Source organism: Peribacillus huizhouensis (assembly GCF_014138605.1).
In the GTDB taxonomy this organism is placed as follows: domain Bacteria; phylum Bacillota; class Bacilli; order Bacillales; family DSM-1321; genus Peribacillus; species Peribacillus huizhouensis.
This window is the reverse complement of sequence record NZ_JACJHX010000006.1, coordinates 83,127-96,040: the sequence shown is the minus strand read 5'-3', so window position 1 is coordinate 96,040 and position 12,914 is coordinate 83,127. Positions and strand designations below refer to the sequence as shown.

Sequence of the window (12,914 nt, the reverse complement as noted above, 5' to 3'; positions counted from 1 at the left end):
TTCTTGTAATTAATTAGATTCGCTATTTATAACTTTATTCCTTTAGCGAAACTTGTTTTTTATTGTCGTTTAATGGGAAATTTACAAAAAAATTAATATTTTACAAACTGAGGGATATTTTTACATAAGAGAAAACGTTTTCAAGTTAAAGGGATAAACTTCCTTTTTATTCATGTTATTGGAATTTTTTATTATAATATCGTTTGGATTTTTATATTTATTTTAAATTTATATATTATTATTGAATAATTACGTTTCTATTTTTTATAAAATATTTATACATAAAAAAACGAGACTGTTTGAGCAGCCTCATTTCAAAAAATCTATGTCGCTTTTTCATCACTGACTTTTCCAATGCGGTCAATGAATAGATATGATAACGCAACTGACCAGGCTAGCGGCGTATTACCATTTGGGATGTTTGTTCCGCCGATATACAACTCAGGCACTTCCCAATTTTCTGGAATAATCGCTTCTGTTTTTCCTAAATAACCAATTGCTTTATTAAATAGACCTAATTCTAAATAACAAAGGCCGAGCCACGGGAGTCCAAAACACCATTCAGCCTCACTGCCCTGATTATAATACTGATCATTTTCGTAACGAATTACGCCATATTTTCGTTCCAATTTGGTAGATACATTTTCTACAACTTTCAATGCGGTTTTACGATCCAATATACGATAAGGGTAGACAAGTGAAAGCAACGCAAGATCCGTGTCCTTTGATTCACTTTCTCTTGGAAGTAGGAATCTTAATGTTTCTTCACCTTTTTTAATCGATTCTTCTTTCACATTCACGAGCATTTTAACTGCGTTTAATCCTGCTACACATGCTCCGATACTTGATGTGTGCAGCTCCATATTTTCTTCCCACATTCCATTGTCTTTTGCTTGCCAGTATTGAAGACAGTCTAGGTAATCAACAAGCTTTTGAACAATTTCTAAATCTTTTTCATCACGAATCACTTTTTGCCCTAAACGATACCCTTCCCCTACTCCCCATAAGAATGCACCAATGGCATCATTTTGTGCATGACCCCATTCTACAGGTATTTCTTTTAAATCGGTTGAATAGCGCGAGTGAATATACTCAAACAAATATACAGGTCGCTTTTGTCGATGGATATCAATTTTCCACTCGTATGTTTTAAATAGATCGAATAAGGCATGATATGCTTTTTCATAACGTTCTGATGGTTTTTGCATAAAAGGAAGAACCGTATAAACAATATCCCGAATCCAAACAAAACTATAATCTTGCGACAAACTTGCCGTATAAGCTCCATTCGATAAACGCATCCGATCTAGAACTTTAATGGCTTCATTTGTATTCATTTAATAACACCCCCATAGCTATTTGCTTTCTTCACCATTGTTGACAGAGATTCAATTTCTAAACATATCAAGAAAAAGATTCTCGACAAGCACCGAAAGATAACGCTTACAATTATTGTTACTTATAATCTATGTTGAAATATATGATTTGATTATCAACATCTAAAATTCAGCATCTGCCTACGTAATTAATATTGTTCGTTGGTGATCTTAGCATATTTTATATCGTACTTCCTGACTAAATATATAAAATTCAAAATAGAGGTGTCCGATTAGGTTCTTAACTCGCACTTTATATCAGTATGTAGTGTCTCATACAATTATTTTATACTGTACTTAGTTGGTAAGGGGGCGCCCCTATGCTTTTGGGACGCCTCCTTCCATCCAACCAATTATAGTAAATATCGAAAAATCATTAATGTCGATACGCCTACTAGTACTGTACCGAGTAAACTCTTTGTGTAAATAGCTACTAATAACGTTGGAATAGCAGTTATTATGCTTAAGCTGTTTGCTTGAAGTGCAATTTTATTATCATGTAAGAGTAATTCCGATGCCAATAGAGCTGCCATTACAGCAACCGGTACGTGTTTGAGCCAATTTATTCCCCATTCTGGTATTTCAAGTTTACTGAGTACAACTAATGGTAATACTCTAGGTATAAATGTAACAATGGCAGATCCAATAATAACGCTAATAATATACCAATTTATTTCCACTTCGAAATCACCAACCCGATTGTAGCTGAAAGAATCGTCGCCAGAATGACCCCAGCACTCCCTGGTACGAAAAAGCTTGCCACTATAACGATGATACTTGAGCTTACTGCAACGATTATATCTGTGAAGTATTTTTTCTGGCTAAGAATTTGTAAAACAAGCAAGCCGATAAACATCGCAGGTAAAGCGAAATCAAGTCCAAATCGTTCGGGATCTGGTATCCACTGGCCGAAAATTCCTCCAGCAATTGTAGCGAGTACCCAATTTAAATAGGCGGCGATATTTAAGCCGAGCATCCATTTATAATCTAATTGTTTTTTAGACTGGGCATGCGTAATAGCTACTCCGAATGTTTCATCGGTTAATAATGCACCCGTGATAAGATTTTTCGATGTCGTATTATTTCTAAAGTATGGAGCAATTGCTGCACTCAACAGAAGATGTCGACTATTGATGAAGAAAATGGTGACGATAATCGCAGATACAGGATGACTTGCTGCAATCATTCCCGCAGCAATAAATTGACCAGAGCCGGCATAAAGAAGCAGGCTCATTAGTGCAATTTCAAACATGTTCAAGCCCGCAGTCTTCTCAACAACTCCTGCTGCAAATCCAATACTAAGATAGCCTAATAATGTAGGTATGCAATCTTTAACACCTTGCCAAAAGCTATCATCTGCTTCCACTACGTTTTTGTTCAAATCAGTACTTAGTTCCCTCATATGTTATACCCCTGTTCTGCGTGGCTTTGTTCAATGTTCAACAATTATCATTTTTTGTATGAAGGACATGGGGACGGGGCTACGCGACTTACTCTTCTAGCCAAATCTACTTTGCAGATATACATGCTTTATTAAGAGAGTATTTCATAATCCTTGCTCCGCACCGCCACCATAGTGATTAAGCGATTGTTGTGTGCTAATGGATCCTTCATGGTAAATGGTGGCGCTTTATTGCCATCTTCGTTGTGTTTCCTCAATAATAGAAGGTAGCTCGCTGTATATGTTTATAACTTCTTCTATTTTCATTCTGACCAATCCACTAGAAGAAGGAGCCACAAATTCAATCGTTTCTGGAATTACCCTTTCGTCTTGTACACCCCAGAATATATTTCTTTTCTGGCTGTATTGCTGATACACTCCCTTGCCTACAAAACAAACTACCTTTGGCTTGAAAGTTTTAATTTTTTGCTTCAATTCTTTCCTGCCTTGTATGTATTCTTCTTTCGTAATTTCATCTGCCGCTTTAGTGGGGCGTGAAACAATATTCGTAAATCCATATCCTAACTCTAGTAGTGTGTGATCTTCTATAGGTTGATATTTTCTTGGCGTTAATCCCGCTTCATGAATAATGCGCCAAAAGCGATTGTTCGGATTTGCATAATGATGACCGGTTTCTCCAGAGCGGACGCTAGGGTTAAAGCCGACAAAAAGCAAGTCCAAATCTTCCTTAAGATGATCTAAGATGCCTTCCATTGTGCTCCCTCTTCTCATATATATTTTCTATTTTACATCTACTTAAAGAATTTTCTACCTTTATTTATCATTATTGTCCGTGCGAATTACTTCCGGTTAAAGCGGTATAAATGAAAGGTCAGACCTCGCGACTACAATATCCAGTTCACATTTAGTACCACATGAACCGTGTATAATGCGCGCGGTCAGGCTCTCATTGTTTTCTTAATCCATCCATTATAAATCGAATTAAATTTTCAATTTCAGCCTCTTCATCTATATCGCAATTATCTAATTGTAATACAAACCGCGATACGAAATAACCTCCAATCAAAGTAAAAATCATTCTTTGAATCGTATGGCTTGGGATATCGATCAGCTCACCACGATCTTTATACGTATTAATCACTTTTGTGATTCGATGTAAAATGTTGTCAGCAAAAAAAGGTAGCAACTCTTTTCTTAATTCGTCATTATATAAAAGTTCTTTAACAACTATTTGAAATATTTCTCTATTTTCATTTATAAAATGAAGCCGATTTTTTAGTAAGGCTCTCAAAAAATCCTCAAAACATCCCACATTTTTTGACATAATTTCAGTGAAAACTTCTTCAGCCATCGTAGGGATAGAATCTTTTATAAACGGAAGAATAACTGATAGTAATAAATTATCTTTCGTACCATAATGACGAAAAATGGTTCCTTCGGCAACCATCGCAGCTTTTGCTATTTCACTTGTTGAAGTATTTGCGTATCCTTTTTCGGCAAACAATTTAATAGCCGTTTCGACTATTTTTTGTTGCTTATCCGTTTGTTTCTTTGTTAATTTTGTTTGAGCTATGATTGCATCTAATAGTTTGTCATCAGACAATGAAGACCACTTCCTTTAAACTCTGAACTACTTATAACCTACGGTACTTTTTCAATGCGAATATATTTAGTATAATAAAGAATGTCGCAAATACAACCAATACGAAAAGATCGCCACTTATATCCTTCAAACCTAGTCCTTTATACATGACACCTTTCAAAGCGTCAGCTGCATAATAGATTGGCATGATTTTACCAATGGATTGTAACCAATTCGCCATTCCTTCAAGTGGGAAAATCCCAGCAAAGAATACTTGTGGTATAACTGCGATCGGAATAAATTGTACCATTTGAAATTCAGAAGCAGCAAAGGTAGACAATAGTGTACCTAAAGAAAGGGCGACTAACGCTAACAGTAAATTAATAAGGATAACATGCCAAACGGAACCTACCAAGACCATATCTAACACATTTATTGAAAATAATACGACAATAACAGTTTGAATTACAGCAAAGATACCAAAGCCAACCAAGTATGCGGTAACGATTTCTCCTCTGCGTATCGGTGTTGACATTAACCGTTCTAATGTACCAGTAGTTCGCTCCTTTAATAATCCAATTCCTGAGATGAGAAATACAAAAAAGAATACAAAAAAACCAACTAATACAGGACTTAACACATCAAAAAATGATGTTTCACTATTTCCATATACATACTGCGTATCAATGTCGTTTTTCTGTATTGCTAATGGGGCAGCATTTGAGTTTAAAACTTTTGATTGTGCCTGGAAGGATACAGATTGGTTTACCTTCATTTGCAACGCTTTTGCTATTGATGGATCACTATTTTGTAATGTTAGTACCAATTTTTCATCCTTTAGTTCCAATAAACCGTCAAGTTCTTCTTCTACTATTAATTCCCTACCCGCCTGGTCATAATGCTTCACATTTATTTTTGTTTCCTCTAAAATTTTAACCAGGTTATTATCAATATTCACTACACCTAATTTGGGGTCAACTGTATTTCCATTGAATAAGAAATACATTAAAGTAAGAATGATTAACGGTGCAACAAACAAGAGTGCTAATGTCCTTTTGTCCCGTAACATTTCCTGACAGATTCTTTTGATTACCGCTACTGTTCTCATGAATCATTCCTCCCCGCTTTTAAGAACACTTCATCAAAATTATCAACTTGGTATTGCTCCTTCAATTCTTTTGGTGTACCTCTAGTTAAGATGACACCATCTCTTATCATCGCTACAAAATCACATCTTTCTGCTTCATCCATAACATGTGTTGTCACAATGATTGTTTTCCCTTCCTCATTTTTCAAACGTAACAATTCATTCCAAATACTTAATCTCAATTCAGGATCAATCCCTACAGTTGGTTCGTCTAATATTAAGATTTTTGGGTTTTGGATTAAAGCAATCGCAAGTGATAATCGACGTTTCATCCCACCGGAGTATGCTTTAACTCTTTTATTTAGTTCGTTGGTTAGATGTACTAAATCAGCTGCATAAGAAATTCGTTCCTTTATTTCTGTTTTATTTAATTTGTAAAGTGAAGCAAAAAATTTAAGGTTTTCCATGCCTGTTAACTCGGAATATAGGGCATCAGATTGAGCCATGTAACCAATCGCTTGGAGTAATCCTAAATTAGGCATTTTTTTATTTAATACATGAATTGTTCCAGTATCTGTCGTATCCATGCCAACAATCATTTTTACTAATGTTGTCTTACCAGCACCTGAAGGACCAATAAACCCGTATATTTGACCTTCTTCGATCGTTAAATCGATCTGATTTAAAACCACCTTTTTTCCAAAGCTTTTGCTCACTTGGTTAATAGCAATACTGTAATTCATTTATCTTACCTCCTCTAAATAATAAGTGAGTAATTACTCACTTATTATTTCCCTTTTTTTATTCTTATGTCAATAAAAAGTGAGTGATTACTTTTTAAATTTTATTATTAAAAACAATGCTAAAAGCAGTGAGAGTTCTTTACTGAAACCCACTGCTTTTAGCATTGTTTGTACTTTTCAAATTAACTTAAGTGAACCAAGAAAGACAATTTCATCTTGTTACCAGCTAGCTTTTTTCACGCCAGGAATTTGCCCTTTATGGGCTAGCTCTCTAAATACGATACGAGACATATTAAATTTACGCATATACCCTCTTGGTCTACCCGTTACTCCACAACGATTATGCAGTCTTGTTGGTGAAGCGTCTCTAGGTAATTTCATAAGGCCTTCATAATCCTTATTTAAGATTAGTTGCTTTCTTATATCTGCATATTTTTCTACAGTTTTTTGCTGTTTTTTAGCTTTTGCTACTTTTGACTTTTTGGCCATTCTATACCACTCCTTAAATCTTAATGATTACGATTTATCACATGAATTTTTACACTACTTTATTTAGTTTCGCGATGCAACGTGACTCTCTTTAAACGCGGGCAATACTTTTTCAATTCAATTCTGTCTGGATTGTTTCGTTTATTTTTTGTCGTAATATAATTACGGTCACCAGTTTCTATACATGCAAGCGTTATTGATACTCTCATTATTTTTTCCTCCTAGTTTTTAAGTATTGCTTATGAAAAAGCTGGCAGCGGGTCATTCATTTGAGCCCAATCTTGATTCAATTCCTCTTCTGTTAACAAGCACTGATCCAAAGTATTAATGATCTTTTCTTGATCCATATGGATTCCTATTAACACAAGCTCAGTCATACGATCGCCATATTCCTTGTCCCATTGTTCGAGCAATTCAGGCTCTGCTGCTAACATCTTTTGTTTTTCCTTTTCTGGATAAGCAGCAATCCAAAGTCCAGCTTGTTCAATCGTTAATGATGGACCTGCCTGTGATAAAAGAGTTGCAAGATTATTTCTTGTAGCGAGCCACAGAAACCCTTTTGCACGGATAATTTCCACTGGCCATTGTTCAAGCCAATGTGAAAGTCGAACCGGATGGAATGGCCGTTTTCTGCGATAGACGAAGGATGCAATGTTATACTCTTCCGTTTCAGGAACATGTTCTTCATTTAATTCTTTAATCCAACCTGCGCTCTGGCTTGACTTTTCAAAGTCAAAACTTTGTGTTCCGAGTACTTCCTCTACAGGTATTTGAGCATGAATCGTTTCAATTAATCGTGCATCAGGATTTAAAGTTTGAAGAACTCCTTTAAGTTCTGCTACATGTTTTTTTGTTACCAAATCTATCTTGTTAAGAACAATTACATTCGCAAATTCAATTTGCTCAATGAGAAGGTCTGCTACTTCACGTTCATCTTGTTCACTTGCACCTTGTTTACGCTCTAATAACGTCTCCCCTGTAGAAAAATCATGCCAGAAACGATTGGCATCAACGACAGTAACCATCGTATCTAGCTGGCAAAGGGCCGTTAAATCTATACCTAAATCCTCGAATGCATAGGTGAATGTTTGTGCCACAGGTACTGGCTCACTAATTCCTGTTGATTCAATCACAATATAATCAATGTTTCCTTGAAGGGCTAGTTTTTCCACTTCCAAAAGCAAATCTTCGCGTAATGTACAGCATATGCAGCCATTCTGCAATTCCACAAGCTTTTCTTCTGTTCTCGAAAACCCACCCGACTTAATCAGTGCTGCATCAATATTCACTTCACTCATATCATTCACAATAACGGCGATTTTCTTTTCTTCCCGGTTATGTAAAATATGATTTAATAAAGTAGTTTTACCAGAGCCTAAATAACCACTTAATACCGTTACAGGCACTTTCTTATTATTCATTACACATCTCCTTAAGATAAATCGTAAACATTACGATTTAATGCAAATATTTTAACTTCCGATTACTTCTGTTAGATTATAAACCGAAATCATTACTATTTGCAATCGATTTTCACAAAAAATTTTAATATTTATTTGAAGGTATAAAAATAGAGTATATCAGGCATGTATAACATTCCATTTAATAATGAAAGGAGAATGTCCGAAAGCAAAGAGTCTGACCCCGCTATAACTAAATTCAGTATAAGATATGTGTATCAAACACTACATACTGATTTAGAATGCAAGGTCAGACCCTTATGAGTTACCCTATTTAATTGAATTAGTTAGGCAATTCTTATGCTGTTCCTAATTCTACCCCTAATTTCTTTAAATACTGACGATAGGCAATACTTACCCGATCACTCTTTAGTGATAATTCAACTTGTAGATCCAATGGTAAATCTTCAGGTTTTTGGTTTTCAACAATTGGTTTGTCTTGAGAAAATATCATATCCTGAAACTCAATAATTTCCTGATCTGATTGTCCTGAATCATAATTGAATAACATGACACCAAATGCAACTGACTTCTTCTCTTCAACAGGTAATATCGTTAAAAGAATCACCATCTCTTGATTTGTTTCATGATCTTTTTTCGTAAAACGAACTGTTAATGGACGAAGAATTTCGTACGTATAGTAAACATGCTTAGGTTGTCCTGAACCATCTGGATCTGGTTGATAGATCGCAATTTCATCAGAACGAATACTTTCATCCTCCCAATGAATATCATAATCACCAATAACCGAATGTTCTGGGACACCAAGAAAACCTTCATGTAAAATAGATAAATGACCGACATCAAGAAAATTTTCCACGATTCTTGGCGGATTCGCTAAGGCTTCAACCGGCCCCCATATCACGCTGCGAAACTTCTCATCATTATATTCAGGAAGATTAAATAACTCCGTTCCTGAATTTTCAAGATTAACCCAAACTAGTCCATATTTTTCGATACAACCATATTTAAAAGCTTTTGCTTTCTTTGGTATCGCTCGACCTTCAGGAAGCTGAGGGATATGAGAGCATTCCCCATTCGATTCATATTCCCAGCCATGGTATGGACATACCAACTTTCCATCTTTTACACATCCTAATGACAAAGCTGCTCCCCGGTGGATACACAAATCTTTAAAAGCATGAATCCCTTCTTCATTGCGGTACAGAACAAGACGCTCTCCCATTACGATAACTTGAACAGGTTTCTCTTTAATATCTATCGACCTACTAGCAACAATCCAATCATTTCGTAAAACTTCATCTTGTATCAACAAAATAGTTCCCCCTCTAGCCAGTTCACTTATTCGTTATTATTTTAGAAATATTTTAAGAATTTGTCAACGGAAACCGAATAATTTTAAATTTAATAAAAAAAATGTTCGTTTTTTGTTTACGAAATGCCCTTTTTCTCCTATAATAACGGTTATAACTTTCACAAACATATTTCCGAGGGGGAAAGTATCAGGTGGAACAACAAAAGAATAATTCAGAAGTATTAGTAGGTATTGATGAAAAAATCAGCGTTGGGAGAGCCATTTTGCTTGGTTTGCAACATGTACTTGCAATGGATCTTTACATCGCACCAATCATCATCGCCGGCTTATTGGCGCTTGATACGAGTAATACAACTTTTTTTGTACAAATGTGTTTTTTAACAGCTGGTGTTGCGACCATCATCCAAACTGGATTTGGAATTAAACTTCCAGTTGTACAAGGTCCCTCCTATGTTCCTATCGGTGCACTTGCGGCAATTGGTGGAAAGCTAGGTCTTGGAGCTATTTATGGAAGCTTGATTCCCGGAGCACTTTTAATCGCGTTGATTGGATATCCATTGAAAATTTTTGCTAAAACAGTAGTGAAAATTATCCCACCGCTTGTTGGCGGAACCGTAATTGTAATTGTTGGAATTTCTTTAATGCCAAATGCATTTAATAGTATTTACGCAGCGCCTGGACACTTAGGTCATAATGTGATCGTTGCAGCCGTATCAGCTGGCGTATTAGTTACTTGTATGATTCTTGGTAAACAAGCAAAGAAATTTGGAACGATTTTCAGACTGATCTCCGTTATTCTAGCAATCATTGCTGGCACGATAACAGCGCGTCTATTTGGTCAAATTGATTTTTCAGCTGTCTCCGATGCAGCTTGGTTTTCCTTACCAAAATTCTTTCCTTTCGGAGCACCTGTATTTGATTTAAGTGCTATTTTAACAATTGTTTTTATCTATTTAATTATTTTAATTGAAACGACTGGTACATGGTTCGTTGTCTCAAAAGTGACGGATAGTGAGTTAACAGAAAAAAAGTTAAACAGAGCGTCTTTTGGTGAAGGTCTTGGATGTTTCGTTGGAACATTGTTTGGAGGAACTCCAATGACAGGATACTCCTCAAATGCTGGAATTATTGCCATCACAGGTGTTGCTAGTCGAATGGCGATTCTCGCAGCAGGTGGAATCTTGATTGCTTTAGGATTAATCCCGAAACTTTCAGCTTTAATTATATCGATTCCTGAACCTGTAATCAACGGAATTTTCGGAATCGTCTGTGTTGCCATTGTTATGAATGGATTCAAAGTTATCCAACATATTGTAGTCGATGATCGCAACATGATGGTAATCGGGATCCCTATTTTATTAGCAATCGGCGTCACGGTACTTCCGAAGGATATTCTCTATTCATTACCTGATTTCGCTAATTATATTCTTTCTTCTGGAATTGGTATAGGTGCCATTTCCGCTGTTGTTTTAAATTTGATTATTCCTCATGAAAAGCCTCAAAAGGATTTACAGGAAACAGCTTAATTGTTCTCAAAAAACCTTCTGTTCATATAATGACAGAAGGTTTTTTAATTCGTATTTCCTAAATTATTGACTATATTAAAGCTCATTGTTGATTTTGGCTCTATGTTTATTGGAGCAGAAGGCGAACGCCTTTCGTTTCAATAAACAGGCAAGGTAAACAGAGCCAAATTCTAAAACTCTTTTATGTAAATTTCAGGAACAAAACGCCGCACATCTTATCTATTTAGCACGATTTCTTCTACTTTATCGAACATTACGTAATTTAGCACTAATACCAGTTTAAACGTTAAAAAAAATTCACTTGACCAATGTGTCTTATACTTCACTACATGGTCAAGTGTCAATATTTCGGGACTTTTGCAAAATTAGTTTCTTACCATAAAACATTTTATCTTTGCCCAACTAAATAATATTCCTGTTCCATATCAAGAGGGTCAGAGCTCACATCTAACTAGTGCGATACTCTGACCCACTTTTAAATTCTGAGGACTTTAAACCTCTACCTTCGTCTTTATAGTTTGTTCGACCATTGCATTAAAATACTGCATCAGCCGAGTATCATCTGTTAACTCTGGATGAAAAGCGCTGACAAGTATATTCCCTTGCTTTGCTACAACAATTTTCCCTTCATATGTAGCAAGTATCTCCACCTCAACACCAGCATTTTCTGCATAAGGAGCGCGTATAAAAATCGCATTGAACTCTTTTACAAGTCCATTAATGGTAATAGCTGCCTCAAAGCTCTCCCGCTGACGGCCAAACGCATTGCGGCAAACTTCTATATCAATTAATTGCAGGTGAGGATTGTCAGAACCACTCACTTTTTTCGCAAGTAAAACCATACCCGCACATGTTCCAAAGATTGGCTTACCTTGTTTTGCAAATTGCAAAATCGGTTCTATAAAATCATAACGATCCATCAGCTTCTGCATCGTTGTACTTTCACCACCGGGAAGTACAAGGCCATCTATCTCTGCTAATTGGTCAGCATGCTTAACAATTACGGCTGTTTGTCCTGTTGCTTCTATCTGGCTCACATGCTCACTAATGGCACCTTGTAAGCCCAAAACACCAATCGTTGCCATTACCAGCCACGCTCCTGCATTCTTTCTGCTTGCGGTAATCTTGAAATATCGATTCCTTTCATAGCGGATCCTAATTCTTTTGAAAGTTTTCCAATTAAATCATAATCAGTGAAATAAGTTGTTGCTTGAACGATAGCATTTGCAAATTTTTCCGGATCTTCTGATTTAAATATTCCTGAACCGACAAATACGCCATCTGCCCCAAGCTCCATCATTAACGCTGCATCAGCAGGTGTAGCTACACCTCCAGCTGCAAAGTTAACAACCGGTAATTTGCCTGCTTCTTTAATTTGCTTCAAAATCTCATAAGGAGCACCAAGAATTTTTGCTTCAGTCATGATTTCGTCATCATTCATTAACGTCAGCTTTCGAACCTGTGCCTGGACTTTTCGCATATGACGAACAGCTTCTACAATATTCCCAGTACCAGGCTCTCCTTTTGTCCGTAACATCGATGCTCCTTCACCAATTCGGCGTGCTGCTTCCCCTAGATCCCGACATCCGCAAACAAATGGAATTGTAAAGCTGCTTTTTAATAGATGAAACTCTTCATCTGCAGGTGTCAATACTTCACTTTCATCAATATAGTCCACGCCCATCGCTTCTAGTACTCTCGCTTCAACAATGTGGCCAATTCTAGCTTTCGCCATGACTGGGATAGTTACCGCGTTCATGACTTCTTCTACAATTCTAGGGTCAGCCATTCTAGCCACTCCACCTGCTGCACGTATATCAGAAGGTACCCGCTCAAGTGCCATTACCGCAACAGCTCCTGCTGCTTCCGCAATTCTCGCTTGTTCCGCATTGACAACGTCCATAATGACTCCACCCTTTTGCATTTGAGCCATTCCTCTTTTAACTGCGTCTGTTGCTATTAATTTCTCCATT

The 12,914-nt window shown here is 36.5% G+C and carries 14 protein-coding genes; 1 reads left to right on the top strand and 13 read right to left on the bottom strand.

The features are described 5' to 3' along the window. Positions 1-323: 323 nt before the first annotated feature. The 11 genes from HNP81_RS11450 to HNP81_RS11400 form a co-directional block, all read right to left on the bottom strand. Positions 324-1,337: a glycoside hydrolase family 15 protein gene (locus HNP81_RS11450; protein ID WP_028391298.1), complete on the bottom strand. Its 1,014-nt coding sequence runs from the start codon at positions 1,335-1,337 to the stop codon at positions 324-326. 392 nt (positions 1,338-1,729) lie between these two features. After that, positions 1,730-2,056 (bottom strand): branched-chain amino acid transport AzlD family protein, encoded by a 327-nt coding sequence (locus HNP81_RS11445; RefSeq protein WP_182502708.1) that lies wholly within the window; start codon positions 2,054-2,056, stop codon positions 1,730-1,732. Further along, on the bottom strand, positions 2,047-2,778 hold the full coding sequence (locus tag HNP81_RS11440) for an AzlC family ABC transporter permease (RefSeq protein WP_028391300.1): 732 nt from the start codon (positions 2,776-2,778) through the stop codon (positions 2,047-2,049). Before HNP81_RS11440 ends, HNP81_RS11445 begins: the two co-directional genes overlap by 10 nt. Before the next feature lie 228 nt (positions 2,779-3,006). Continuing rightward, entirely contained in the window at positions 3,007-3,531 is a 525-nt protein-coding gene (gene mug, locus HNP81_RS11435; RefSeq protein ID WP_182502707.1) for a G/U mismatch-specific DNA glycosylase, read from the bottom strand. A 193-nt stretch (positions 3,532-3,724) separates the two neighbouring features. After that, complete coding sequence (locus HNP81_RS11430) at positions 3,725-4,381, bottom strand: TetR/AcrR family transcriptional regulator (protein WP_182502706.1); 657 nt, start codon at positions 4,379-4,381, stop codon at positions 3,725-3,727. Between the two features lie 31 nt (positions 4,382-4,412). Next, positions 4,413-5,468 carry an ABC transporter permease gene (locus HNP81_RS11425; RefSeq protein WP_182502705.1) on the bottom strand — a complete coding sequence of 352 codons (1,056 nt, stop codon included), beginning with the start codon at positions 5,466-5,468 and terminating at the stop codon, positions 4,413-4,415. Next, complete coding sequence (locus HNP81_RS11420) at positions 5,465-6,190, bottom strand: ABC transporter ATP-binding protein (RefSeq protein WP_182502704.1); 726 nt, start codon at positions 6,188-6,190, stop codon at positions 5,465-5,467. The genes HNP81_RS11425 and HNP81_RS11420 overlap by 4 nt, the downstream gene beginning before the upstream one ends. A 219-nt stretch (positions 6,191-6,409) precedes the next feature. Further along, positions 6,410-6,679: a 30S ribosomal protein S14 gene (rpsN, locus tag HNP81_RS11415; RefSeq protein ID WP_182502703.1), complete on the bottom strand. Its 270-nt coding sequence runs from the start codon at positions 6,677-6,679 to the stop codon at positions 6,410-6,412. A 59-nt stretch (positions 6,680-6,738) separates the two neighbouring features. Continuing rightward, on the bottom strand, positions 6,739-6,888 hold the full coding sequence (rpmG, locus tag HNP81_RS11410) for a 50S ribosomal protein L33 (protein WP_028391306.1): 150 nt from the start codon (positions 6,886-6,888) through the stop codon (positions 6,739-6,741). A gap of 30 nt (positions 6,889-6,918) precedes the next feature. Next, the gene (locus HNP81_RS11405; protein WP_182502702.1) at positions 6,919-8,100 is read right to left on the bottom strand and encodes a GTP-binding protein; all 1,182 of its coding nucleotides are present in this window, start codon (positions 8,098-8,100) and stop codon (positions 6,919-6,921) included. Between the two features lie 337 nt (positions 8,101-8,437). Continuing rightward, positions 8,438-9,415 (bottom strand): Rieske 2Fe-2S domain-containing protein, encoded by a 978-nt coding sequence (locus HNP81_RS11400; RefSeq protein WP_182502701.1) that lies wholly within the window; start codon positions 9,413-9,415, stop codon positions 8,438-8,440. Positions 9,416-9,606: 191 nt separating this feature from the next. Between HNP81_RS11400 and HNP81_RS11395 the strand changes: the two genes are divergently transcribed. After that, on the top strand, positions 9,607-10,941 hold the full coding sequence (locus HNP81_RS11395) for a uracil-xanthine permease family protein (RefSeq protein WP_182502700.1): 1,335 nt from the start codon (positions 9,607-9,609) through the stop codon (positions 10,939-10,941). 491 nt (positions 10,942-11,432) lie between these two features. Here the strand turns inward: HNP81_RS11395 and pdxT are convergent, their stop codons facing one another. Together pdxT and pdxS are read right to left on the bottom strand one after the other, a co-directional pair. Next, a complete protein-coding gene (gene pdxT / locus HNP81_RS11390) occupies positions 11,433-12,026 on the bottom strand; it encodes a pyridoxal 5'-phosphate synthase glutaminase subunit PdxT (protein ID WP_246399321.1) in 594 nt (197 codons plus the stop codon). Continuing rightward, positions 12,026-12,913 (bottom strand): pyridoxal 5'-phosphate synthase lyase subunit PdxS, encoded by an 888-nt coding sequence (gene pdxS, locus HNP81_RS11385; RefSeq protein ID WP_028391311.1) that lies wholly within the window; start codon positions 12,911-12,913, stop codon positions 12,026-12,028. The genes pdxT and pdxS overlap by 1 nt, the downstream gene beginning before the upstream one ends. Between the last annotated feature and the right edge of the window lies 1 nt (position 12,914).

Excerpts from the sequence above, each read along its gene's own strand:
- HNP81_RS11420 (WP_182502704.1), bottom strand. The coding sequence starts at position 6,190 with ATGAATTACAGTATTGCTATTAACCAAGTGAGCAAAAGCTTTGGAAAA.
- HNP81_RS11440 (WP_028391300.1), bottom strand. The coding sequence starts at position 2,778 with ATGAGGGAACTAAGTACTGATTTGAACAAAAACGTAGTGGAAGCAGAT.
- pdxS (WP_028391311.1), bottom strand. The coding sequence starts at position 12,913 with ATGGAGAAATTAATAGCAACAGACGCAGTTAAAAGAGGAATGGCTCAA.
- rpsN (WP_182502703.1), bottom strand. The coding sequence starts at position 6,679 with ATGGCCAAAAAGTCAAAAGTAGCAAAAGCTAAAAAACAGCAAAAAACT.
- HNP81_RS11425 (WP_182502705.1), bottom strand. The coding sequence starts at position 5,468 with ATGAGAACAGTAGCGGTAATCAAAAGAATCTGTCAGGAAATGTTACGG.
- mug (WP_182502707.1), bottom strand. The coding sequence starts at position 3,531 with ATGGAAGGCATCTTAGATCATCTTAAGGAAGATTTGGACTTGCTTTTT.
- HNP81_RS11450 (WP_028391298.1), bottom strand. The coding sequence starts at position 1,337 with ATGAATACAAATGAAGCCATTAAAGTTCTAGATCGGATGCGTTTATCG.
- pdxT (WP_246399321.1), bottom strand. The coding sequence starts at position 12,026 with ATGGCAACGATTGGTGTTTTGGGCTTACAAGGTGCCATTAGTGAGCAT.
- rpmG (WP_028391306.1), bottom strand. The coding sequence starts at position 6,888 with ATGAGAGTATCAATAACGCTTGCATGTATAGAAACTGGTGACCGTAAT.
- HNP81_RS11405 (WP_182502702.1), bottom strand. The coding sequence starts at position 8,100 with ATGAATAATAAGAAAGTGCCTGTAACGGTATTAAGTGGTTATTTAGGC.